At 68.1% G+C, this 24,710-nt stretch carries 13 protein-coding genes; 12 read left to right on the forward strand and 1 reads right to left on the reverse strand.

What is annotated here, in order from left to right; translation table 11 throughout:
- Nucleotides 1–411 precede the first annotated feature (411 nt).
- The 5 genes from OE647_RS04745 (at nt 412) to OE647_RS04765 (ending at nt 6,843) form a co-directional block, all read left to right on the forward strand.
- Nucleotides 412–2,397 carry a calcium-binding protein gene (locus OE647_RS04745; RefSeq protein WP_263720520.1) on the forward strand — a complete coding sequence of 662 codons (1,986 nt, stop codon included), beginning with the start codon at nt 412–414 and terminating at the stop codon, nt 2,395–2,397.
- A gap of 230 nt (nt 2,398–2,627) precedes the next feature.
- Complete coding sequence (locus OE647_RS04750; protein ID WP_263720521.1) at nt 2,628–3,476, forward strand: glycosyltransferase family A protein; 849 nt, start codon at nt 2,628–2,630, stop codon at nt 3,474–3,476.
- A gap of 221 nt (nt 3,477–3,697) precedes the next feature.
- On the forward strand, nt 3,698–4,507 hold the full coding sequence (locus tag OE647_RS04755) for a WecB/TagA/CpsF family glycosyltransferase (protein ID WP_263720522.1): 810 nt from the start codon (nt 3,698–3,700) through the stop codon (nt 4,505–4,507).
- Nucleotides 4,504–5,655 (forward strand): non-hydrolyzing UDP-N-acetylglucosamine 2-epimerase, encoded by a 1,152-nt coding sequence (wecB, locus tag OE647_RS04760; protein ID WP_263720523.1) that lies wholly within the window; start codon nt 4,504–4,506, stop codon nt 5,653–5,655. The genes OE647_RS04755 and wecB overlap by 4 nt, the downstream gene beginning before the upstream one ends.
- 15 nt (nt 5,656–5,670) lie before the next feature.
- Nucleotides 5,671–6,843 (forward strand): prenyltransferase/squalene oxidase repeat-containing protein, encoded by a 1,173-nt coding sequence (locus OE647_RS04765; RefSeq protein WP_263720524.1) that lies wholly within the window; start codon nt 5,671–5,673, stop codon nt 6,841–6,843.
- A 16-nt stretch (nt 6,844–6,859) separates the two neighbouring features.
- On the opposite strand, the gene OE647_RS04770 is transcribed toward OE647_RS04765, so the two are convergent.
- The gene (locus OE647_RS04770) at nt 6,860–7,951 is read right to left on the reverse strand and encodes a glycosyltransferase family 2 protein (RefSeq protein WP_318527931.1); all 1,092 of its coding nucleotides are present in this window, start codon (nt 7,949–7,951) and stop codon (nt 6,860–6,862) included.
- 322 nt (nt 7,952–8,273) lie between these two features.
- On the opposite strand from OE647_RS04770, the gene OE647_RS04775 reads away from it, so the two are divergent.
- The 7 genes from OE647_RS04775 to accD all read left to right on the forward strand — a co-directional run bounded on the left by OE647_RS04775 (nt 8,274) and on the right by accD (nt 24,705).
- Nucleotides 8,274–14,660 (forward strand): type I polyketide synthase, encoded by a 6,387-nt coding sequence (locus OE647_RS04775; RefSeq protein WP_263720525.1) that lies wholly within the window; start codon nt 8,274–8,276, stop codon nt 14,658–14,660.
- Between the two features lie 4 nt (nt 14,661–14,664).
- Nucleotides 14,665–15,660, forward strand: a complete 996-nt coding sequence (locus OE647_RS04780) for a glycosyltransferase family 2 protein (protein WP_263720526.1) — start codon at nt 14,665–14,667, stop codon at nt 15,658–15,660.
- Nucleotides 15,657–20,237, forward strand: a complete 4,581-nt coding sequence (locus OE647_RS04785; protein ID WP_263720527.1) for a MupA/Atu3671 family FMN-dependent luciferase-like monooxygenase — start codon at nt 15,657–15,659, stop codon at nt 20,235–20,237. The genes OE647_RS04780 and OE647_RS04785 overlap by 4 nt, the downstream gene beginning before the upstream one ends.
- The gene (locus OE647_RS04790; RefSeq protein ID WP_263720528.1) at nt 20,234–20,911 is read left to right on the forward strand and encodes a 4'-phosphopantetheinyl transferase family protein; all 678 of its coding nucleotides are present in this window, start codon (nt 20,234–20,236) and stop codon (nt 20,909–20,911) included. The genes OE647_RS04785 and OE647_RS04790 overlap by 4 nt, the downstream gene beginning before the upstream one ends.
- An 11-nt stretch (nt 20,912–20,922) precedes the next feature.
- Nucleotides 20,923–21,900: a hypothetical protein gene (locus tag OE647_RS04795; protein WP_263720529.1), complete on the forward strand. Its 978-nt coding sequence runs from the start codon at nt 20,923–20,925 to the stop codon at nt 21,898–21,900.
- Nucleotides 21,901–21,970: 70 nt separating this feature from the next.
- Nucleotides 21,971–23,686 carry an O-antigen ligase family protein gene (locus OE647_RS04800; RefSeq protein WP_263720530.1) on the forward strand — a complete coding sequence of 572 codons (1,716 nt, stop codon included), beginning with the start codon at nt 21,971–21,973 and terminating at the stop codon, nt 23,684–23,686.
- A 92-nt stretch (nt 23,687–23,778) separates the two neighbouring features.
- Nucleotides 23,779–24,705: an acetyl-CoA carboxylase, carboxyltransferase subunit beta gene (accD, locus tag OE647_RS04805; RefSeq protein ID WP_263720531.1), complete on the forward strand. Its 927-nt coding sequence runs from the start codon at nt 23,779–23,781 to the stop codon at nt 24,703–24,705.
- Nucleotides 24,706–24,710: the final 5 nt, after the last annotated feature.

Consider the following 24,710-nt stretch of genomic DNA (forward strand, 5'->3'; position numbering starts at 1 on the left):
CGCGCCGGCGGCTTTGTCGAATGCTCGTCGCAAGATCTTCATCAAAACCACTTACCCGCCAGGTTCGGCGACAACGCCTTGCGAGACACTTGAACCTCGGACCCGTTCAACTTTGGACACCTTCGGGAACCGCGCGATCGCGCGGCTGACGCTGTCCATCTATGCCGCGTTCAACGATGGAGTGCCATCGAAATGCGTGGCGGGATGGGCCTCGGTTTCCTTGGCTGCGCGCAGTCGCGCGGTTTCGAAACCTTTGTTGCCTCCGGGGAACCTGCCTGCAAGGGGCGGCGGGGCTGCCCATCCCTTGGGCTTCTGGCGCAATTGCCCCCAATGCGGACACCCGCATGGACAGCGCGGAGCAAGCCCTTCATCATGACAAGCGACCCGAGGTCATTGGTGCGGAGTGTCGTGGTGCGTCTGGTAAATCTGATCCTGCCGGTTCTTCTGGCCTTGTCCTGCGGCTTATGGGCGAGCGGCCCGAGGGCACAGACGCCCGGACCCGCCGAGGGTCTCGACGACCCGGTTATCGCCTTCAACCTGTCGAGCGTGGTGGACTGGAGCACCGCGATGCCCTTCCTTGATGTCGCCCGCACGATGCGTCCGTTCTATGCCGGCACATTCGAAAACTGGGAAACGACCTCGCACGAGGATCTCGTCGCGGGGGGGTATCTGGATGCCGCGGGATGGCCGGTGCGGCTGCCGCCGGGGGCAACGCTTTTCCGGACCGGCTTCGATTGGAGCGGCGGGGGCGAGACCGCCTCGCGGATGGGGCGCTATGTCCTGACCTACGAGGGGAGCGGCCACATCGCACTCTTCGGCAATGTGCAGGAGGCGGCGCGCCAGCCGGGGCGCATCGTCTTTGACAACCCTGAGGGCCGGGGCTTCTGGCTCGAAATCCGGGACATCGATCCGAAGAACTACATCCGCAATATCTCGATCCTGAGGGAGGACCGTATCGCGCTCTTCCAGGCCGGGGCGATCTTCAATCCGGATTGGCTGCGCCTGATCCAGGACGCGCGGCACCTGCGTTTCATGGACTGGATGGCGACCAACGGCTCCGACATCGAGACATGGAAAGGCCGGCCGCGGCCAGAGGACGCATCCTGGGCGGCCAAGGGCGTGCCGGTGGAAATCATGGTCCGGCTTGCGAACGAGATCGGTGCGGAGCCCTGGTTCACGATGCCGCACAAGGCCGACGACGCCTATGTGCGCGCCTTCGCCACCTATGTCCGCGATCATCTGGACCCGCGCCTGAAGGCCCGCGAGGAATTCTCCAACGAAGTCTGGAACGGAGGCTTCCGGCAGTTCTACTGGGTCGACCGCCGCGCGCAGGAGGAATGGGGCCGGGGCGCGGGGATCTATTACCATGCCAAGCGCGCGACCGAGATGGCCCTGATCTGGCAGGACGTTTTCGGCGCCGAGGCGTCCGCACGGCTGGTGAACGTGCTCGCGGGTCAGGCGGTTAACAGCTGGCTCACCGAGGAGCTTCTGACCGCTGGCGTCTGGCGCGAGGAAGAACCCCGCAGCTATGTCCCCCCCGACCAGGTTTTCCAGGAATTCGCGGTCACCACCTATTTCGGCACGGAGGTCATCGGGAACGAAGGCGTCCGCGAGACCCTGCGCGCCAAGCTGCAGCGGTCGCCGAAGGAGGCCGCGGCCTGGCTGACGCGTCGGATGCTCGACCCGGAGGTCGGCGATTCTGTTCCCTCGACGATGGAGTTCCTGCAAAGGCAGCGCGAGGTGGTGGAGGAACATGGTCTCAGGCTCGTGGCCTATGAGGGGGGACAGCATGTTCACCAGCTTTACGCCATCCGGGGGATCAGCGAGGAGGAGCTTGATCAACTGACCACCTTCATGCGCGACTATGTGCGCAGCGCGGATATGGCTGCGCTTTATGACGAGCTTTGGCAGGGGTGGCCCAAGGTCGGGCAGGGCCCGTTCATGCAATACACCGAGGCGGAAGGTGCCTCCAAATGGGGGTCGTGGGGGCTTTACGCTTATCTGGGCGACCGCACGCCGCGATCGGACCTGATGGAGCGGCGCGCCGCGGTAGGCGGCGCCTGGTGGGGGGAGCACGGCGGCCCGCAATTCCGGCAGGGCGTGATCCGGCGCGCGGGGGCTTCGGGGGGGACGCTCGCCGGAACCCCGGAAGAGGATTTCCTGATCGGCGGCGCCAGCGACGACCGCTTCGTTCCGGGCGCCGGTGCGGACGGGATGAACGGCGGCGACGGCAGGGACACGGTCGTGCTGTCCGGCGCCTCGGGCGACTACCAGGTGCGGCGCGAGGGCGCGGGGCTCCTGCTATCCGGTCCCGACGGGGACAAGTATCTTTTCAACGTGGAGCAGGCGGAGTTCGCGGGCGGTGAGACCCGGACGCTGGCCGACCTGATCCCGTAGCGAGTCGTTTCGCCCTGTTGAACAATCCGGGCGCCGTCGGGGCTTTTCTGCGCCATCGCCCAACGGTTTCGGGTCGGCCTTGTCACCGGGTGCGACGATCACACCGCGCGGGTTTGCGCGCGGATAGGGCCCTGGCAGGCACCGGAGGCGCCCCATCGCGCGGGCGGCGTTTGCAATCCCCCCGTGCGGCGCTACCCTGACCCGGTGCAGCGTGAAGAGTAGCCATCGGCATGACAGCCCAAACCCCGGACGCGATGCTGAGCGTCATCGTCACCGCCTATAACGAGGAGCGCTATATCGGCGCCTGCCTCGACTCCCTGCTGGCGCAGGACCCTGTTGGCTGCGCCGTAGAGATTATCGTCTCCGCCAATGCCTGCCACGACCGGACGGAAGAGATCGTGGCAGGCTACATGCCCCGCTTCGCCACACGCGGCTGGACGCTGCGCTGCCTGTCCAGCCCGATCCCCGGCAAGCCCGGCGCGCTGAACCGCGCGGATGCGGCTGCTCAGGGGGCGATGCGGGCCTATCTGGACGCCGATATCGTTTGCGAACCTGCGCTTCTGGCCCAGGTCGCGGCGGCGCTGGCCACCGATGCGCCGCGCTATGCCACCGGGCGGCTGACGGTCGCGCGCGCGAAGTCCTGGCTGACGCGGGCCTATGCGCGGCTCTGGTGCCGCCTGCCCTTCATGGAAAGCGGCGCGGTGGGCGCGGGCCTGTTCGCGGTCAACGCCGCCGGTCGCGCGCGCTGGGACGCATTTCCCGACATTATCTCCGACGACACCTATGCCCGACTCCAGTTCGCGCCGCAGGAGCGGGTCGAGGTGGCCGCGCGTTTCCACTGGCCCATGGCCGAAGGGTTGGGCAATCTGGTCCGCGTGCGGCGGCGTCAGGACGCGGGCGTGGTCGAGATCGCCCGGCTTTACCCCGCGATCCTCGCGAACGAGGGAAAGGCGGCACTGGGCGCGGGCGGCGCCCTCCGTTTGGCGCTGACCGATCCGGTGGCCTTTGTCGTCTATGCGACGGTTCATGTGATGGTGCGGACCCGCCCGCAAGGCCGTGAATGGAGCCGGGGCAGATGAGTGCGGCCCTTGCCGGTGGGGCCGAAAAGGCCGAAAATTTCCTATAGGCCGCCCGATGGGCCGCGCTTCGGATTTTTTGCGAGTGCAAGGTGTTGAAATGTTTCACGATCCGTCGTTTCGAGGCCGAGGTCCGGACAGCCCAATCCCGAAAAGGCACCAGTCACGACTCGCAGGGGGAATCGAGATCGGAAACAATGATGCCTAAATCTGGGGCTTTGTTCATGGATCAGGCGTTGCGGCACGGCCTGGCCGAAGGCGAATTCCTGGGGGCCCCCTTCCACCGTGTCGACATGGACCGCGCGCTTGCGCTCGCCAACCGGGCAATGCGGGATCACCAGCGGCTTCAGCATTGCGATATCAATGTCGCCAAGATCATCCAGATGCGTTCGGACCCCGACCTGGCGCGCTATGTGCGTGAAAGCGACATCGTCTGTATCGACGGTGCGGGGGTGATGCTGGGTTGCCGGGTCCTCGGCATCCCCACCGGGGGGCGCGTGACGGGCGTCGATCTGATGATGCGGACGCTCGATCTTTGCGAACACGCGGGTTTCAGGCCCTACTTCTTCGGCGCGCGGCAAGAGGTCGTGGAAGCCGTCGCGGAGCGTCTGGCCAAGACCCATCCGAACCTGAAACTCGCCGGCTACCGCAACGGCTATTTCCGCAAGGAGGACGAGGCCGCGATCGTCGCCGAGATCCGCGCCTCGGGCGCCGACTGCCTTTTTGTCGGTATCACCAGCCCGATCAAGGAACGCTTCCTGTTTGAACATCGCGACGCACTCGGCGTTCCCTTCCAACTCGGGGTCGGCGGGGCCCTCGACGTGCTGGCGGGCAAGGTCCGCCGGGCGCCGCGCTTCGTTCAGGCGATCGGGATGGAGTGGCTCTTCCGCGTGCTGCAGGAACCGCGCCGCCTGTTCTGGCGTTATCTTTCTACAAACACTCGGTTCGGTATGCTCCTTCTGGGGGCGCTGCTTCGCAAATGCCTGCGCCCCGACCGCAATGATCAAAACGGACAACGGCCGCCCGCATCATGAAAATCCTTGTCGTCTTCGGAACCCGGCCTGAGGCCATCAAATGCTTTCCCGTGGTGGAGGAGCTGCGGCGGCGGCGCGGGGTGCAGGTCATCGCCTGTACCACCGCGCAGCATCGCCATATCCTCGATCAGGTGATGCAGCTCGTTGGGCTGGTGCCCGACATCGACCTGCACCTGATGCGCGACAAGCCCACGCTGACGGACATCACGACCGATGTTCTCCACCGCATCGGCGAGGTGCTGGACAAGGAGCGCCCCGATCGCGTGCTGGTGCAGGGCGACACCACCACCGCCATGGCCACCGCCATGGCCGCCTTCTATCGCGGTATTCCGGTGGGCCATATCGAGGCGGGGCTTCGGACCGACACGATCCTCTCGCCCTGGCCGGAAGAGGCCAACCGCCGCATCGTCAGCGTGATCGCGGACATGCATTTCGCGCCGACGACCGTGGCGCGCGACAATCTCCTGCGGGAAAACGTCAATCCCGGCGCGATCTACCTGACCGGGAACACGGTGATCGACGCGCTGCACGCGGTGCGCGACCGGCTCGCGCTGGCGGAGGTGTCGCCCTTGCCCGATCATCCCGGGTTGCGCGCGGCGCTGGACCAGGGGCGGCGGCTGATCCTGATGACCGCGCACCGGCGCGAGAACTGGGGGGATGGCATCGACGCCATCTGCCGCGCCGCGCGCGCGCTCGCCGAGCGGGGCGACGTGGTGGTGGCGCTGCCGGTTCACCCGAACCCGCGCGTTTCGGTTCCGGTGCGGGCGGCACTGGGCGACCACCCCGCGATCTGCCTGCTCGACCCGCTCGACTACGCGGAATTCGTGGCGATGCTGGGCCGGGCGGAGATCGTGCTGACCGATTCCGGCGGCGTGCAGGAGGAGGCGCCGGCGCTCGGCAAACCGGTCCTGGTCCTGCGCGACACCACCGAACGGCCGGAGGGGGTGGCGGCCGGTTGCGCCCGGCTGATCGGGCTAGACAGCGGGCGTATCGTGGCAGAGGCGACGCGGCTTCTGGACGATCCTGCGGCCTATCGCGCGATGAGCAAGGTCGCCAACCCCTACGGCGACGGCACGGCATCGCGGCAGATCGCCGACGCGATCCTGGGGGCAGCCGCCGGCCTGCACGCCCGTGCGGTCGGAACCTGAGCGGCGGGGGCAGCGGTGATCGTGCATTTCCTGGCCAAGTCCCTGTCCGACACGCTGTCGGGGCGCGGCCCCATCCTCGCGGCGCGCGCCCAGACGACGAAGCACCCGGCGCATCTGGCTTCCGGTGCGGACTGGCTGATGCGCTCGATCGAGGCCTGTGGGGGGCAAGCGTCGTCCAAGGGCTACAGGTTCCTCAAGGGCTGGATGCCGCCCTACCCTGAGACGACGGGCTATATCATCCCGACGCTGCTTGCGCTTGGCGACCGTTTCGGCGAGCCGCGCTACGCCTTGACGGCGGCGCGCCTGGGGCAGTGGCTGACCACGGTCCAGCGCCCGGACGGCGGTTTCGCGGGTTATGAGCTTGGCCTTCAGCAGGAACCCGATGTCTTCGATACCGGGATGATCCTGCTGGGTTTCAACGCGCTCCTGCGGCGGGGGGCGTCCGCGCAGGTCGCGACGGCGGCGAAGCGGGCGGCGGAGTTCCTGCACGGCGCGCTTGACGGGGAGGGCGCCTTTGCCCGCCATGTCAGCCACAATATGCTGCATTGCTACAACGTGCGCTCCGCCTGGGCGCTGGTCGCCTACGGCCGTATCGCGGACGATGCGGCGGCGGAGGCCGCAGGGCTCGCCAATGCCGACTGGGCGATCGCGCAGCAGCGCCAGAACGGCTTTTTCACCGAGAACGCCTTCAAGCCCGGCGGCAATGCCAACACCCACGGCACGGCCTATGTGATGCGCGGGCTCTTCCAGATCCACCAACTCACCGGGCGGGAGGATATCCTTGCCGCCGTGCGTCGGGCCGCCGACCAGATTGCCGCGCTCTATGAACGCGAGGGCTGGCTGGCGGCCGAACTCGGCCCCAACTGGGAGTATCGCTCAAGCCACATCTGCCTGACGGGCTGCGCCCAGATCGCCATCGTTTTCCTGCGCCTTGCGGCAGTGACCGGAGAGGAGCGCTACGTGCCGCTTGCCGAACGCCTGATCGCACAGGTTGCGGCGACCCAGCATTTGCCGGGGCAGCACCGCCACAGCGGCGCGATCGCTGGGTCCTATCCGATCCAGGGCGCCTATGCGCCGTTGCAATACCCTAACTGGGCAACGAAGTTCTTCGTCGACGCCCTTTTGGAGCGGGAACGCTGGCACATGGGGCAACGCAGCCTGCCCGAGGATGAGCTGTTCGCGGGATAGGCCTGTCCGCGCGGGATCACTTGTATTCGATGATCCGGCTGGAGCGCCCGCGCAACCGCCGCAGATGGTAAAGGGCCGCACCTTGCAGGTTGCAGAACTTGGACAGGGTCAGCAAGCCGCCCGCCTTTGCTGCGTCCGGCGCCGAATACCCCAGGCGTGCGAAGCGCAGGCTGGAACGGCCCCAGGAGGCGACGTAAAGCGCCGCTACCACCACGGCGAGGGGGGGCGACCAGAGCCCCCCCGCCAGAGCGATGGCCGGAAGGACCGCACCCCAGATCACCATGCGCCGCCGCGCGGCGGGATAAAGCGTGGGGTGGAGGCCCCCCACCTCGGCGAAGGCATGGCCCGCGCGCACATTGCGCCGCCACCACTGTGAAAAGCGATAGATCGCGGCGTCGTGGTAGCCCATCGACGCGTCGATCCTCCAGATGCCGCCTCCGCGCGCGATCAGGCGCTGGCACAGGTCGGGTTCCTCTCCGGCGATCAGGTCCTCGCGAAACCCGCCGACCCCCGCGACGGCCTCTTGCCGCATCATCGCGATGCCGCCGCAGGCGTCCGCCCGGCCAATGGGCGTGTCCCATTCCCAATCGCAGAGCCGGTTGTAGATCGAGGCCTGAACGTCGAGTTCGTGCAAGCAGCCACAGACCGCGACCGTGGCAGGGTTCGCCGAAAGGAAGGCCGCCGCCGTGTCGATCCAACCCGGGGCAAGGCGGCAGTCGCCGTCGATAAACTGGACGAACTGAACCTCTGGCCCGTCCTGAAGCGCCGCAAGACCCGCGTTGCGGGCGCGGGCCGCGGTAAAGGGGCGCGACATGTCCAGTTCGACGACCTGGGCACCCGCGCGGCGGGCCTCTTCGACGCTGCGATCGGTGGACCCGGAATCCACATAGACGATCTGCGGAACATGAGGCGCGACCGACGCGAGACAGGCGACCAGCCGCGCGCCCTCGTTGCGGCCGATGATCACCGCGGCGACAGAGGGCGTCGGGCCGCCCGATTCGATCTCCCCGGTCGAGGGCATGGTCGTGATCGTTTCCTTTTTAGGATGGCGGATTGTCATGCAGTGAAGGGGCCAGCGGTGGGCGGTGTCCAGCGAATTCTCCGCCATGGGAAGCACTTGGCGACGGGGGACCCGGATTGTGAGACTGGTAATGCGTTTGACGGGCAGAGTCGGACAGGCCCGTCGCTGGCCTTTCGTTTCTATATTTGTCACAATTTGGCATCCTTGCAGGACTGTCGGTCGGGCGTCGACAACGTGATGCGTCCGCAAATCGGAAGGCACGATGCACGAACGCCAACCCTTCAATGGAATCATGACCTTCCGGCGAAAGTTCGCGCGATCCGCGCCGCCGCCGCCGACCCGAAGGGTTGGAGCGCCCCGCCCCGATGCTAAACTTGGCCGGAGTGGGACGTACGAGTGAATGGCAAGCATGTCAGATAACCCCGTGATCGGCGAAAACGACATCGCCATCGTTGGAATGGCGGCGCATCTGCCGGGTGCGGCCTCGATCGAGGCGTACTGGGAAAACCTTCGCGACGGGGTCGAATCCATCCGCCAACTCAGCGAGGAAGAGCTTCTGGCGGCCGGGGAAAGCCCGGCGCGGATGCGCGCGCCGAACTATGTTCCGGCCGCCGCGACGCTGGAGGGGTTCGAGCGCTTCGATGCGGAGTTCTTTGGCCTGTCGCCCAAGGAAGCGGCGATCATGGACCCCCAGCATCGCCAATTCCTAGAAACCGCGTGGGAGGCGATGGAGAACGCGGGCCACACGCCCGACGGGTTCGAGGGTCCGATCGGCGTCTACGCCGGCTGCGGCATGGGCAGCTATTTCTACTTCAACATCTGCTCGAACCCGGACCTCGTGAAATCCACGGGTATGTTCCTCTTGCGCCATACCGGCAACGACAAGGATTTCCTGTCGACGCGGGTCAGCCATATCTTCGACCTGAAGGGGCCGAGCCTTTCGGTGCAGACCGCCTGCTCGACCTCGCTTGTCGCCGTTCACCTCGCCTCGCAGGCGCTTTTGAACGGGGAATGCGACATGGCGCTTGCTGGCGGCGTGACGATCGAGATCCCGCAGGCGCGCGGCTATCTCTATGCCGAGGGCGAGGTGCTTTCGCCGGACGGGCATTGCCACGCCTTCGATCACCGGGCGCAGGGCACGGTTTTCGGATCGGGCGCGGGCTGCGTGGTGCTGCGGCGGCTCAGGGACGCCATCGCCGATGGCGACCATATCTGGGCGGTGATCAAGGGCAGCGCGGTCAACAACGACGGATCGGATAAGGCGGGCTACCTCGCGCCCTCGGTCGATGGCCAGGCCCGCGCCATGGCCGAGGCGCATGCCGTCGCCGGGGTCGATGCGGGGACCATCGGGTATGTGGAGTGCCATGGCACAGGCACCTATCTGGGCGATCCGATCGAGGTCGCGGCCCTGACGCAGGCATTCCGGCAGACCACCGACAACCGGGGTTACTGCCGGATCGGTTCGGTGAAGACCAATATTGGCCACCTGGACACGGCGGCGGGCGTGGCAAGCCTGATCAAGGCGTCGCTGTCGCTCCATCACCGGCAGATGCCACCGTCGCTGGGCTATGAGAAGCCGAACCCGGCGATCGACTTCGAAACCTCCCCCTTCCGCGTCAACGACCGGCTAGCGGCGTTTCCGGCGCTCGGCGCCCCGCGCCGGGCCGCGGTCAACAGCCTTGGCGTGGGCGGCACCAATGCTCATGTGGTGCTGGAGGAAGCGCCCGTGCGCGCCGCGTCGGAGGAGAGCGACTGGCCGTTCCAGCCGCTCATCCTTTCGGCGCGCTCCAAATCGGCGCTGGAGGATGCCAGCCGCAACCTTGCCGCCCATCTGCGCGCCCATCCCGAACAGCCGCTTGCCGACATCGCCTGGACGCTGAAGCAAGGACGCCGCGCCTTCGACCGGCGCCGGGTGGTCGTGGCCGAAAGCCATGAAGAGGCCGCAAGCCTTCTGGAAACCGCCGATACGCGGCGCGTTTTCACGCACACCCATCTGGGCGACCGGCCCGAGGTCGTCTTCATGTTCCCCGGTGGCGGGGCTCAATACGCGGGCATGGCGCGCGATCTTTATGAAACCGAGCCGGTCTTCCGCGAGTGGATGGACCGGGGGCTGGACCATCTGCAACCGTCGCTCGACTACGACCTGCGCGCACTCTGGCTGCCCGAGGCGCAGGCACATGCCGAGGCGGTGGAGCGGTTGAAGCGCCCTTCCGTCCAGCTGCCGCTGATCATGATCACCGAATACGCGCTCGCCCAGCTCTGGATCAGCTGGGGGGTGGAACCGGCGGTGCTGGTCGGCCATTCGATGGGCGAAAACACCGCCGCCTGCCTCGCGGGCGTTATTTCGTTTGAGGATTGCATCGGGCTTGTGCACCTGCGCGGTCAGCTTTTCGACACCATCGCGCCGGGGGGCATGCTCTCGGTGCCGATGAGCGAAAGCGCGCTTGCCCCGCTTCTGGGTGCCGAGCTCGACATGGCCTCTGTCAACGCGCCCGATCTTTGTGTCGTCTCCGGTCCGCAGGCCGCGCTGGACGCGTTGGAGGCCACATTGCGCGCCCGCGAGGTGGAGCCGCAGCGCATCCAGATCGACATCGCCGCACATTCGCGAATGCTGGAGCCGATCCTGAGGCGGTTCGGCGACTACCTACGCGCGATCCGGCTTTCGCCGCCCCGGCTGCCTATCATCTCAAACCGGAGCGGCAAGACCCTGAGGGCGGCAGAGGCGACGAACCCCGACTACTGGGTCCGGCACCTGCGCAATACTGTCCTTTTCGCCGACTGCGCGACCGCGCTGACCGAGCGTTCGGGTCGGGTGTATCTGGAAGTCGGCCCGGGCCGGGCGCTGTCCTCGCTGATCCAGGCCAACGGGGTGCCGGCGAACCAGGTTCTGTCGTCGCTGCGCCATCCAGACCACGAAGTCGCGGACGACATCTGGTTCATGACCACGCTCGGCCGGCTCTGGGCGCTGGGCGTCCCGGTTGATTGGGCGCCGATCTGGGGTGAGGCGCGGCGCAACCGCGTGCTGCTGCCCACCTATCCCTTCCAGCGCCAGCCCTATTACATCGAACCCGGCCGCGCCGAGGCGGCGGCCGAGGATAGCTGGGCGGAGCGGATCGAGGATATCGCCGGCTGGGGTTGGAAACCGCACTGGCGTCCGCGCGCCGCCGATTGCGAGGTGGAGGCCGAGCAGCTTCAGGAGGCCCCCCGCCACGACTGGCTGGTCTTTGCCGACGAGACCGGGCTTTCCGACCGGATCGTCGCGCGGCTTCGGGGCGCGGGCCACCGGGCGATCGAGGTGCGGGAGGGCTTTTCCTTCGCCAAGCTGGGCGAGGACAGTTACAGCATCTCGCCCGAGCGGGGGCGCGTGGATTATGACCGGCTGTTCCAAGTCCTGGGCGCCGAGGGGTTCAAGCCTGACCGCGTCGCCCACCTGTGGCTGGTGACCGAAGGGGAAACTTTCCGGCTGGGTTCGAGTTTCTTCCTGCGCAACCAGGAGCAGGGGTTCCAGAGCCTTCTAGCCCTCGCCCAGGCGATGGCGGAAGCCGCCCTGCCAAGCCCGCTGCATGTGACCTGCGTTTCGACCGGCACCCAGCAGGTGCGCGGCGAAAGGCTCGCCAATCCGGAAAAGGCCACCGTCTTCGGCCCGCTGCGGGTGATCCCGCGGGAATTTCCGGGCGTCACTTGTTCGGCGCTGGACGTGGCGCTGTCCTCTGCCGCCGGGCGCGAAGCCGGGATGGATCGGCTGGCCGACCGGGTGATCGAGGAGCTTCTGGCCGAGCCCGCGAACCTGACGGCTGCGCTGCGGGATGGCAAACGCTACGAGTTGACCTGGCGCCCCGTGCCGCTTGAACCGTCAGAGACGCCGGTGCCCCAGGGCGCGGCCTGCCTGATCACCGGCGGATTTGGCGGCATCGGCCAGACGTTGGCCGAACGGCTGGTCGCCGAACGCGGCGCGCGCGTCGCGCTTCTGACCCGAACCGCGCTGCCGCCGCGCGAAAGCTGGGATGGCTACCTGCGGTCGGTCCCGCCCCAGGATGGCGCCGCCCGCCGCATTCGTGCCTTGCGGCGGCTGGAGGCGCTGGGGGCCACCCCCTTGGTCGTTGTCGGCGATGTCTGCAACCTCGAGGACATGAAGGCCGTGCGGGCCGAGGTCGAGCGTGCCTTCGGCAAGGTCGACGTGCTGATCCACGCGGCGGGCGTCGTCGATGACGCGCCGATCCTCACCAAGACCCCGGAAAGCACCGAGGATGTCCTCGCGCCGAAGGTCCACGGCACACGGGTGCTGGACAAGGTCTTCCCGGATGGAAGCCTGGGGATGATGGTTGTCTTTGCCTCGACCTCGACCGTGACCGCGCCGCCGGGGCAGGTCGATTACGTGGCCGCGAACGAGTTCCTGAACGCCTATGCCCGGTCGCGCGCGGGCGGCAAGACGCGGGTCGTCGCGATCAACTGGGGGATCTGGTCCGACGTGGGCATGGCGGCCGAGGCGCTGGCAGGTCCCGTCGCGGCGCCGGTGGAGCCGGTGGACGCGCCCATGCTCGACACGCGCAGCTTCGATGACGCGGGCAACCGCATCTACAGCGCGACCTGGGACGTTGGGCGCTGGTACCTGGACGGCCACCGCACCATGTCGGGGCAGGCGCTGCTGCCGGGCACGGGTTACCTGGACCTTGCCGCCCAGGCGCTGCGGGCACAGGGCGAAACGGGACCGTTCGAGATCCGCGATCTCTATTTCCTCAGCCCGCTGACCGTTGAGGACAATGCCCCGCGCGAGGTGCAGGTGACCTTGGCGCGCGATGCCGACGGCTATGCCTTTGCCGTGCGCAGCGATGTCGAGGTCGAGGGGCGGCACGGTTTCCGGCTGAACGCCGAGGCGCGGCTGGTGCCGCACAATGCGCTCCCGGACCCGGTGGATCTGCCCGCGCTTCTGTCCCGCTGTGTCGGGGGCGTGGAAACCGGGCAGGGCCTGCGGTCGCCTCAGGAGGAGCATCTCGCCTTTGGCCCGCGCTGGCGGGTCCTTAACCGCCGCGCCTACGGTACGGGCGAAGGCGTCGCGGAACTGGCGCTGCCAGAGGCGTTCCGCGGCGATCTGGCGCGGGGCCACCTGATCCACCCCGCCCTGATGGACCTGGCGACGGGCTGGGCGATGGGGCTGATCGACGGCTATCGCCCGACGCATCTCTGGGTGCCGATGTCCTATGCCTCTGTCACCGTCTTTCGCCCCTTGCCCGATCGGATCTTCAGCTGGGTCCGCAACGCCGACGAAAACCGGGCGGACAAGCCCGTGGCGCGCTTCGATGTGTCGATCCTCGACCCCGACGGCATTGTCTGCGTCGAGATCAAGGGCTTCGCGATCATGAAGCTTGATCGCGGGCTGGACCTTTCCGCCCCCGTCAACCCGCGGGACGTGGAATTCCCCGAGGCCGAGGGCGCGGCCGCGCATCCGGTTTCCGCCGCCGAGGAACGTCTGCGCCACAACCTGTCACAGGGCATTCCCGCCGAAAGTGGGGCCGAGGCCTTCGGCCGCGCCCTTGCCCTTGGTCTGCCGCAGGTCGTTGTGTCCTCGATCGATCTGCCGACGCTGGTGGCCCAGGCCGACACGGTGCAGGCAACCGAGGGCGCCGGCGGTCAGGCCTTCGAGCGTCCCGAGCTTGACAACGCCTATGTCGAGCCGCGCAACGAGATCGAGCGCACACTGGTCGGCTTCTGGCAGGAGCTTCTGGGCGTCGGCCAGGTCGGGGTCGAGGACAGCTTCTTCGACCTTGGCGGCCATTCGCTGATCGCGGTGCGGCTTTTCGCGATGATCCGCAAGACCTTCGCGGTGGAGTTCCCGATCTCGATCCTGTTCGAGGCCCCGACGATCGCGGCCTGCGCGGCCCTGATCGAGGCGCGCGTCGGCCCGCGGGACGCGCCCGACGGCGCCACCCCCGCCGCGGTGCCGCTGCGGCGCTTCACCCATCTTGTGCCGATGAACCAGCACGAGGGCGGGACACGCCCGCCGTTCTTCGTCGTCGCCGGCATGTCAGGCAATATCCTCAACCTGCGCAGCATGGCGAAGATGCTGGGCGACAAGTGGAAATGCTACGGCCTTCAGGGCCGGGGCCTTTACGACGAGGACGCACCGCATGAAGACCTTGTCGATGCCGCGCGCGACTGCGTGGCCGAGATCCGGCAGGTCCAGCCCCATGGCCCCTATGTCCTTGGCGGCTTCTCTGGCGGTGGTTTGACGGCCTGGGAGATCGCCTGCCAGCTTGAGGCGGAGGGCGAGGAGGTCGCGCTTCTGGTACTCCTTGATACGCCGCTTCCGGTTCGTCCTTGGCCGGGTATTGCCGACCGGCTCAAGATCAAGCTGAACCAGTTTGTCTCGGGCGGGCCGACTTATTTGCTGGAGTGGTTCCGCGACCGCCGTGCCTGGAAGGTCGAGGAACGCGCGCGCGCCGCCGCGGGCCCCGAGGCCGCGCGCGAGGCGCTGCTGACCAATGTCGAAAAGGCGTTCCTGCGTGCGGTCGGCAAGCTCACGCTGAAACCGCGATCGGGCCGGACCGTGCTTCTGCGTCCGCCCATCGACAAGCACTGGAAGGTGTTCGGTGGGCGCTGGGTGGACCGGGATCGGACCTATGTCTACGACGACAACGACCTGGGCCGCTTTGCCTCTGACCTTTCGGTGATCGAGGTGCCGGGTGACCACGACACGATGGTGCTGGAACCAAACGTCCGGGTCCTTGTTCACAAACTGCGCGAGGTGCTCGACGGCGCTGTGCCTGACGAGCGTCCCTTTCGTGCCGCGGCGGAGTAGTCGGATGCCAAGCGTCCTCGTGGTCATCGTGAACTGGCGCACCGCCGAGATGGCGCTTGCCGCGGCCGAGGCGGCGCTCATCGCCATGAAGGGGATCGATGGCGCCATCACCATCGTCGACAACGATTCCGGCGATGGATCTGAGGCGACCTTGCGCGAAGGCGTCATGAAGCGCGGCTGGGACCGGGTGCGGGTGATCCAGTCCGGGCGCAATGGCGGCTACGGCGCGGGCAACAACGTCGGCATCCGCGCGGGCCTGCCGGAGGGCGGCAAGCCCGACTATGTCTATGTGCTCAACCCCGACGCCTTCCCGGCGCCGGACGCGATCCGGGCGCTTGTCGAACACATGGAGCGCCACCCCGAAACCGGCATCGCGGGCAGCTTTGTCCACGGTCCCGACGGGGTGCCGCATGCCTCCGCCTTCCGGTTCTTCTCCCTCGGGTCGGAGTTCGAGGACGCCGCCAAGACCGGGCCGATTTCCCGTCTGCTCGCCAGCGCGATCGTGCCCCTGCCGACGCCGAGCGAGACGACGCGCGTGGATTGGGTCTCCGGGGCCTCGATGATGCTCAGGCAATCGGTGCTGGACCGGATCGGCCTGTTTGACGAGGCCTATTTTCTTTATTTCGAGGAAACCGACCTTTGCCTCAGGGCCGCGCGCGCGGGCTATGCGACCGATCACGTCCGGCCGGCGCAGGTCACCCATATCGGCTCCGTCTCGACCGGGATGAAGACGCTGGCGCGGGTCCCGGCTTATTGGTTCGACAGCCGCTGGCGTTATTTCGCCAAGAACCACGGCCGCGCCTATGCCATCGCGGCCACCGCCGCGCGGACGGCGGGCGGCCTGCTGCTGGGGCTGCGCCGGCTGGTCGGCAGATGCGCCCAGCAGAACCCGCCCCATTTCCTGCGCGACCTTCTGGCCCACGGCCTCAGGACCGGATGCCGCGCCGTCGCCCCCGAGCGGGGAACCGCCACGACCGCCCCAGCTGGGAGTAAGACATGACCGCGTATTCCGCTGTTTTCGTTGGCAATGAATCCCTTCTGATCCAATGCGCGGAGCTTTGGCTGGGCGCCGGAAACCGGATCGCGGCGGTGGTCACCCACAACGCGGACCTGGCCCGATGGGCGGGCGCGCGCGGCCTGCGGGTCGAGGCGCAGGACGCGGGCGTGGCCGACCGCCTTGCCGGGGTTGGCTATGACTGGCTCTTCTCGGTCGCGAACCTCCACATCCTGCCAGAGGCCCTGATCGCCGCGGCAGGGCGCGGCGCGGTCAACTTCCACGACGGGCCATTGCCGCGCCACGCCGGTCTGAACGCCCCCGTCTGGGCGCTTCTGGAGGGCGAGCGCCGTCACGGCGTCGCCTGGCACCGGATCGAGGGCGGGATCGACGAAGGCGCGATCCTGCAAGCGCGCGACTTCGACATCGCGGCGGGCGAAACCGCGCTGACGCTGAACGCGAAGTGCTTCGAGGCCGCGATCGACAGCTTCGGCGCTCTGGTCGCGGACATCGGCGCGGACGCCCTTCAGCCGCACCCGCAGGATCTGTCGCAGCGGAGCTGGCACGCGCGTGCCGACCGGCCGCGCGCGGCGGCGCGGCTCGATTTCTCAGGCTCCGGCGAGGATGTCGCGCGGCTGGTGCGCGCGCTTGATCATGGCGGCTACTGGAACCCGCTGGCGCTGCCGAAGATCGAGGTGGATGGTCGGGTCCTGGCCGTCGGCACGGCCGAGCCCGTTCCGGGCGAAGGGCCGGCCGGCACGGTTTTGGCTACCGAGGCGGAAGGGTTGACCGTCGCCTGCGGGCAAGGCGCGGTCCTGCTCGGCGGTTTGCGCGGCATGGACGGGCAGGCGGTCTGCCCGATGTCGCTGGACCTTGCCGGAAAGGCGCTGGGATCGCCCGGAACAGAAGAGGCAGAACGCATCGGTGCCGCAATTTCTGCTGCGGCGCCGGGCGAGGGGCGGTGGCGCGCGCGTTTGGGCGCGCTCCGCTCCGCCGACCTGCCGCTGGCGGGCCCCGCATCCGAGGCGCCCGACTGGCATCGCATGGGCTGCGCGATCGCGGGAGGGGACGCCGCCCGCGGGGCCGTGGCGCTTGCGCTTTTCGCGCGCGCATATGGCGGGGGCGAGCCCGTCGATCTGGCCTTCCACCTCGCCACTGCCCCGCGCGAGCCGGGTTATGTCTCCGACTGGGTGCCCCTGAGGGCGGGGGAGGAGGCTTCTGCCGGCGCGTTCCTCGCATCCTTCCAGGCGGACCTTGCCGCCGCCATGAAGGCCCCGGCCTTTGCTGCGGATCTGCCGCTGCGCGATCCCGCCATCGGCGGCCTGACCTGCCCCGACATCGCGCTGAACCTTGGCGGTGACGCGCCGGTTTCGGGCAGCGCCTTGACCCTTGCGATCTCGGCCGAGGGGGCGGGGCTGCATTTCGACGCGGCCCGGCTCGATGCCGCGACAGCGCAGATCCTCGCCGACCGGATCGCGCATCTGGCCGATCAACTGGGCGCGGCGCATGGCGATCCGGCGCTGGCCGACCTGCCCGCGATGCCTCAAAGCGAACGCGCGCTGCTGCTTGAGGCATGGAACCGCACCGGGGCCGATTTCGATCCGGATCTCTGCGTGCATCAGGCGTTCGAGGCGCAGGCCGCGCGGACGCCTGAGGCGACGGCCCTGATCCATGAGGGCGAAACGCTGACCTACGCGGCGCTGAACGCCCGGGCCAACCGCGTTGCGCATGTGCTTGGTGAGATGGGCGTGGGGCCGGGGACGCTGGTCGGGCTTTGCACCCGCCGCTCGCCGCTTCTGATGATCGGGGCGCTGGCGATCCAGAAGGCGGGCGGCGCCTATGTGCCGCTGGACCCGGCCTACCCGGCCGAGCGCATCGCGCTTTATGTCGAGGATTCCGCCTGCCCGGTGATCGTGACCGAAACCGCCCTGACGGGGAGCCTGCCGCAAAGTGCGGCGGCGATCCTGACGCTGGATGACGACCCGCGTCTGGCCGCCGCGCCCGAGGGCAATCCCGACAGCGGCGTGACGGGCGCGGACCTCGCCTACATGATCTACACCTCGGGCTCGACCGGGCGGCCGAAGGGCGTGATGATCGAGCACCGCAACGTCCAGAACTTCTTCACCGGCATGGACGCCCATGTCCGCCACGATCCGGCCGGCACCTGGCTTGCCGTCACATCGCTGTCCTTCGACATCTCGGTGCTGGAGCTGTTCTGGACGCTGGCGCGGGGCTTCCGCGTGGTGATCATGGGGGACGCCGACCGGGCGCTGGTTTCCGGTGCCGGCGCGTCTGGGCGGGGGATGGAGTTCAGCCTTTATTACTGGGGCAATGACGACGGTGTTGGCCCCGCGAAATACGACCTGCTGCTGGAAGGCGCGAAGTTCGCCGATGCGAACGGCTTTTGCGCCGTCTGGACGCCGGAACGCCACTTCCACGCCTTCGGCGGCCCCTATCCCAACCCATCCGTTACCGGGGCGGCTGTGGCCGCGGTCACGCGCAACCTCTCGGTCCGGGCGGGGTCCTGCGTCGCGCCGCTGCATCATCCCGCGCGGATCGCCGAGGAATGGGCCGTCATCGACAACCTGACGAACGGGCGCGCGGGCCTTGCCATCGCCTCGGGCTGGCAGCCGGACGACTTCGTGCTGCGCCCCGAAAACACGCCGCCCGCAAACAAGCCCGCGATGTTCGACGCCATCGACAAGATCCGCCGCCTGTGGCGGGGCGAGGCGGTGGAATTCCCGACGGCTTCTGGCAAGCCCTTTGCCGTCGTGACCCAGCCCCGCCCGGTCTCAAAGGAGGTGCCGATCTGGGTTACGACCGCGGGCAACCCGGAAACCTGGCGTGAGGCAGGCGCAGCGGGCGCGAACGTGCTGACCCACCTTCTGGGCCAGTCGGTCGAGGAAGTCGGTGGCAAGATCAAGCTTTACCACGAGGCGCTCAGGGAGGCGGGCCGCGATCCGGCCGATCACACCGTGACGCTGATGCTGCACACCTATGTGGCCGCGGATCGTGAGACGGCGCGCGAAACCGCGCGGGAACCGATGAAGGACTACCTGCGCTCGGCCGCCGGGCTCATCAAGCAGTACGCCTGGGCTTTCCCGGCCTTCAAGAAACCACATGGCATGACCAACCCGATGGAGATCGACCTGCGCTCGCTCACCGAGGAGGAGATGGAGGGCGTCCTCGACTTCGCCTTCCAGCGCTACTTCGAGGATTCGGGGCTGTTCGGCACGCTCGGGGACTGCCTGGCGCGGGTGGAGGAGTTAAAGCGCATCGGGGTGGGCGAGGTCGCCTGCCTGATCGACTACGGCATTCCGGTGCCCGTCGTGATGGAGGGGCTGGTGCCCCTGGCTGAGGTGCTGCGGCGCGCCAATGAGGGCGTGACCGAGGCGGAGGAGGATTTCTCCATCGCGGCCCAGATCGCGCGGCACCGGGTGACGCATCTGCAATGCACCCCCTCGATGGCGCGGATGCTGGCGATGAACCCCGAGTCGCGCGCCGCTCTGGCGGGGGTTCAGGAACTGATGATCGGGGGCGAGGCGCTGCCCGGCGCCCTTGTCGCGGACCTGGCGGAGGCGACGGGGGCGCGGGTGCTGAACATGTATGGCCCGACCGAAACCACGATCTGGTCCGCGGTCGCCGAGGCGGAGGCAGGGGCCGCTGTCTCTCCGGTCGGCCCCCCCATCGCCAACACGCAGCTTTACGTCCTCGACGACCGGGCGGACCCGGTGCCGCTGGGTGTAGCGGGCGAACTCTGGATCGGCGGCGCGGGCGTGGCGCGCGGCTACTGGAAGCAGCCCGATCTGACCGACGACCGCTTCCGCCCCGATCCCTTCGCGGGCGGGCGGATGTACCGCACCGGCGACCTCGTGCGCCAGCGCGCGGACGGGATGTTCGACTTCCTCGGCCGCATCGACCACCAGGTGAAGATCCGCGGCTATCGGATCGAGCTGGGGGAGATCGAGGCGGCAGCCGAAGCCGCCCCCGGCGTCCGTCAGGCCGTCGTTCTGGCGCGGGAAGACGTGCCGGGCGATCTGCGCCTGGTCGCCTATGCCACCACCGGCGCGGGTTTCTCGGCCGAGACGCTGGGGGCCCATCTGAGGGCGCGGCTGCCCGCGCATATGGTACCCGCCCATATCGTGCCGCTGGCCGACATGCCGCTGACGCCGAACGGCAAGGTGGACCGCAAGGCGCTTCCCGCCCCGGCCGAGGCCGCCCCGCCCGTGGCGGAGGCACATGTCGCCCCCGCCGAGGGGGTCGAGGCGACGATCGCCGCCATCTGGCGCCGGGTCCTCAACCTTCCCAAGGTCGGCGCGGAGGACAATTTCTTTGCCCTTGGCGGCCACTCGCTTCTGGCAGTGCAGGCGCATCGGGAGATCCGCGATGCGCTGGGCAGCGCGAAGCTGTCAATCACCGACATCTTCCGCTTCCCGACGCTGTCGGCACTGGCCCGCCACCTGGATGACCGTCCGGCGGCCGAGCCGCGCCTGCATATCGCTGGGGCCGCGAACGACCGGGCCGCTCTGCGTGCCGACGCCATGTCGAAGCGCCGTGCGCTTCGGGCCGGGCGCGCGGGGTGACGGTGGCCGCCCTGGCCGAGATCGCCGACCGGGTGCGGGGCCTTTTTCCCTGCCCGGTGGCAGTCTGCGCCGAGGGCATCGGCGCTTCGGAGGCTGAGCTTTGGCCCGTCGAGGCTGAGGCAATGCGCGCCGCCGTCCCACGCCGCCGGGCAGAGTTTGCGGCGGGCCGCGCGGTCGCGCGGCGGGCCATCGCGGAACTGGGCCTGCCCCCGGTCGCGATCCCAATGCAGCCCGACAGGTCGCCGGGCTGGCCGGCGGGGGTCGCCGGTTCCATCACCCACACCGATGTGCTGGCGCTGGCGGCCGTGGCGCGCGCCGAAGTCATTGCCGCGATTGGTATCGACGCGGAACCGGACGAGCCCTTGCCCTCGGGCGTGGCGGAGATGGTCTGCCGGCCCGAGGAACGCGCCTGGTGCGCCACCATGCCCGACCCGGCGCGTGCGGAGCGGTTGATCTTCGTTGCGAAAGAGGCCGCCTACAAATGCCAGTACCCGTTGTCCCGCGCAGGCCTGGAGTTTGACGCGCTCAGCATCGAAGCCGCGGCGGACGGCGCGCTTGTCGCCCGTTTCACGCTTCCCGCCGGTCCGTTTGCCACCGGCGACCGGCTGAGCGGGCGCGCCGCCCGCTGCGGCGGGCTTGTCATCGCAGCCTTCGCGCTGCCACATCGGCCATGAGTGGAGGGAGGATGCGCCGCAACCTCATTTTGCTGGGACTAGTCGCCGCCGGGGCACTAACGGCCGGGATCGTCGGCTGGCGGCGCTTGCGCCGCGACCCGACCTTGCCGCCCGCGCGCCGCCCCATGCCTTGGGCCGAGTTCCGCGCCCTCTACGCCCGCCCGCTTGCCCCGCCCGCCGGGCCGCTCCGGGTCTTTCACCTGGGACACAGCCTGGTCGGCCACGACATGCCCGCCATGCTTGCCCAGCTTGCCGGACCCGGCCACCGCTACGAAAGCCAGATCGGCCGCGGGACGACCCTGCGCGCCCATTGGGAGGATCACATCCCCATCGAGGGCTATGCGGAGGACAACGATCACGACCGCTTCCGCCCCGCCAAGGAGGCCCTCGCGAGCGGCGACTACGACGCGGTCATCCTGACCGAGCGGGTCGAAATCCGCACCTCGATCAAGGAAGAGGGCGCGGCCTCCTACCTCGCGCTCTGGGCCGCGCTGGCGCGGCAGGGTAACCCCGCGACGCGGGTCTATCTGTATGAAACCTGGCATTGGCTCAGCGATTCCGAAGGCTGGCTGGAACGGCTGGACCGGGATCTGCCACGTCACTGGATCGGCGAGGTGATGCGTGGTGCCGCGGCCTATCCCGGCGGTGCCCCGGTCTATCTCATCCCCGCCGGACAGGTGCTGGCGCGGATCGCCCGCGCCGCCGAGGCCGGGGAGGTTCCGGGCATCGCAAGCCGCGAGGACTTCTTCGCCCGGACGGCGGAGGGCAAGCTCGACAAGATCCATATCGGCGATCTTGGCGCCTTCCTCGTGGCGCTGACGCATCATGCCGTCCTTTACGGGACCGAGCCTCCGGGGCTAATGTCCCGGATGCACCGGGCCGATGGCGCGCCAGCAGACCTGCCGGAGGCGCTCGATCGCGCAGCGCTTTGGCGGATGGTCCGGGAGGTCGCCAGCGCCCTGCCCGAAACCGGGATGAGACAGAGTTGAAGGACCAGGATCATAAGCGCCGGCCCGCCCACCGGCACCGGAAGGGCGCGGCAGAAGGGGAACGCCCCTGATGCCCAATTCGTTCGCCTATCTGATGCTGTTCTCCTGGCCGCTGGTCATCGTGTGCCTCTTCGCGGTGCTCCCCCGGTCCTATGCCATCGCGATTTCGATCATCGGCGGATATCTGATCTTGCCGGTGAGGACCGGGTTCAACCTGCCGCTGGTGCCGACGCTCGACAAATCGCTGCTGCCGTCGCTCTTCACCGCGATCATGTGTCTCGTGGTGACGGAGCGCCGAGCGCGCCCGCCCCGGCGTGGACCGCATGACGCCCGGACCCAGGCCAGCGTTTCGCAAGGCGAACCCGAAGCCCCGAGGGAGCGTCCCAAACCGTCCTACAGCCGCCAGCCGATCCGGGCGGCGGGCCGGGATGCCTCGGCGGCGCCAGCCGTCGCCCCCATGCGCACGGCATTGCCCGCCGTCGTCACCACCGGAAAGGCCCTGACGCCTGTCACCGTGCAGGGGGAACGGTCCGCAGAGCAGGCCGCGCCGATGGCACTCGTGCAGCCGGAAAAGACGGTGCGCGCCATCGTCCTGGCGCTCGTGGCGCTGGGGCTGCTATCACCGATCGCCACGGCGCTCACGAATCCCGATCCGCTCTTCTTCGGCTCCAGGTTCCTTCCCGGGCTCAGGCTCTACGATGCCATGTCGATGGCGATGAACGTCGGTGTTCACATGCTGCCGTTCGTCATCGGCTGGCTTTACCTTGGGTCGCCGCAGGATCTGCGCCGCCTCGTGACCGTGGTGGCACTCGCCGGGCTTGCCTATTCGCTTCCGGCCCTGTTCGAGGTGCGGATGAGCCCCCAGCTCAATACCTGGATCTACGGGTTCTTCCAGCATTCCTTCCTTCAGCATATCCGCGCCAGCGGCTACCGGCCGGTGGTCTTCCTCGGCCACGGGCTGGCCCTGTCGATCTTCCTGGCCCAGACGGTGTTTGCCGCGATCGCGCTCTGGCGTGGGCGCGAAAGGGGGCGCGGGGCGGGCGCGCAATGGCTGGTCGCGGCGGCCTGGCTCTTCATGACCCTGATCCTGTCCAAGTCGCTCGGCGCCTTCGTGATCGCCTGCGCATTCGGTCTGCTCCTGCTGGTGGGGACCCGGCGCGCGATCACGATCTTCGCGGCGATCGTGGTCACTTCCGTCACCCTCTACCCGGTGCTGCGCGGCAGCAGCCTCTCGCCCGCGGACAGCGTCTATGAGATCGTCAACACCTTCAACGCCGAGCGCGCGGAGTCCTTCAAGTTCCGCCTCGACAATGAGGATGAGTTGCTGGACCGGGCGAACCAGAAGCCCCTTTTCGGCTGGGGCAGCTGGGGGCGCAACCGGATCTTTGACCCAAGGACCGGCGAGGATCTGAGTATTACCGACGGGGACTGGATCCTGACGATCGGCGTGTTCGGCTGGTTCGGATACATGAGCAAGTACGGCTTGTTCGCGATCCCGATCATCGCGCTGGCCCGGCGCCGAAAGGCCCCGCAACTGACCTTCGCAGCCTGCGGTCTTTGCATGATCCAGGCCGCGAATATCCTCGACGCCATTCCGAACGCCACGATCGTGCCGGTCACATGGCTCATCGCCGGCGCGCTCGCCGGGTTTGCTTGCCGCGATGACACCCCCGCCGTCGGGGCGGGCGCCGGCACACGGGAGATCGGCGGCAGGGCGCGGCGCGGCGGGATTGCACCTGCGCCGGCGGCTCTGCGCCCGACCTCCTTCAACCGCACCCGTGGCTGAAGCCCGGTGCGTTCGCGCGACCTGTCCGATTGCATTTCGCCCCTGACTTGACTATCTGGAACGCCTGACAGCGAAGCGCGGGACCCCGAGAGATGAACTGGATCACCAATTACGTCCGGCCGAAGATCAACTCGCTCTTCTCGCGCCGCGAGGTGCCTGAGAACCTCTGGACCAAATGTTCCGAATGCGGAACGATGCTGTTCCACCGCGAACTGGCCGACAATCTCAACGTCTGCAGCAATTGCGACCACCACATGGCGATCACGCCGCGCGCCCGGTTCGCCGCGCTTTTCGATGGCGGCATCTTCGCCGAGGTCAAGGTTCCCGAACCGGTCGCCGACCCGCTGCATTTCCGCGATCAGAAACGCTATCCCGACCGGATGAAATCCGCGCAGAAGAGCACCGGCGAAAAAGAGGCGATGCTCGTCGCGGAGGGAGAGATCGGCCGCACGCCGATCGTCGCCATCGCGCAGGACTTCTCCTTCATGGGCGGGTCGATGGGCATGTATGTCGGCAACGCGATCATCGCCGCGGCCGAACGCGCGGTGAAGTTCAAGCGCCCGCTGGTCCTTTTCTCCGCCGCGGGCGGCGCGCGCATGCAGGAGGGGATCCTGTCCCTCATGCAGATGCCGCGCACCACCGTCGCGGTCGAGATGCTGAAGGAAGCCGGCCTTCCCTATATCGTCGTGCTGACCCATCCAACCACGGGCGGCGTCACCGCCTCCTACGCGATGCTGGGCGACGTGCAGATCGCCGAGCCGAATGCGCTGATCTGCTTCGCGGGCCCCCGGGTGATCGAACAGACGATCCGCGAGAAACTCCCCGAAGGGTTCCAGCGCGCCGAATACCTGCTCGACCACGGGATGCTCGATCGCGTCACTCACCGCAAGAAGCTGCGCGAGGATCTCGTGACCATCCTGCGGATGCTGATGCGCCAGTCGCCCGCGGTCAAAGGCGACCTGCCCGCGCCCAAGAGCGAAGCCGCAAAACCCGACGCCCCCAAGGCCGAGGCGAAGTAACTTCT

The sequence above is a fragment of the Albidovulum sediminicola genome, assembly GCF_025751575.1.
Lineage (GTDB): Bacteria > Pseudomonadota > Alphaproteobacteria > Rhodobacterales > Rhodobacteraceae > Albidovulum > Albidovulum sediminicola.

Excerpts from the sequence above, each read along its gene's own strand:
- OE647_RS04750 (WP_263720521.1), top strand. The coding sequence starts at position 2,628 with ATGACAGCCCAAACCCCGGACGCGATGCTGAGCGTCATCGTCACCGCC.
- OE647_RS04755 (WP_263720522.1), top strand. The coding sequence starts at position 3,698 with ATGGATCAGGCGTTGCGGCACGGCCTGGCCGAAGGCGAATTCCTGGGG.
- wecB (WP_263720523.1), top strand. The coding sequence starts at position 4,504 with ATGAAAATCCTTGTCGTCTTCGGAACCCGGCCTGAGGCCATCAAATGC.
- OE647_RS04770 (WP_318527931.1), bottom strand. The coding sequence starts at position 7,951 with ATGGCGGAGAATTCGCTGGACACCGCCCACCGCTGGCCCCTTCACTGC.
- OE647_RS04775 (WP_263720525.1), top strand. The coding sequence starts at position 8,274 with ATGTCAGATAACCCCGTGATCGGCGAAAACGACATCGCCATCGTTGGA.
- OE647_RS04780 (WP_263720526.1), top strand. The coding sequence starts at position 14,665 with ATGCCAAGCGTCCTCGTGGTCATCGTGAACTGGCGCACCGCCGAGATG.
- OE647_RS04785 (WP_263720527.1), top strand. The coding sequence starts at position 15,657 with ATGACCGCGTATTCCGCTGTTTTCGTTGGCAATGAATCCCTTCTGATC.
- OE647_RS04795 (WP_263720529.1), top strand. The coding sequence starts at position 20,923 with ATGCGCCGCAACCTCATTTTGCTGGGACTAGTCGCCGCCGGGGCACTA.
- OE647_RS04800 (WP_263720530.1), top strand. The coding sequence starts at position 21,971 with ATGCCCAATTCGTTCGCCTATCTGATGCTGTTCTCCTGGCCGCTGGTC.
- accD (WP_263720531.1), top strand. The coding sequence starts at position 23,779 with ATGAACTGGATCACCAATTACGTCCGGCCGAAGATCAACTCGCTCTTC.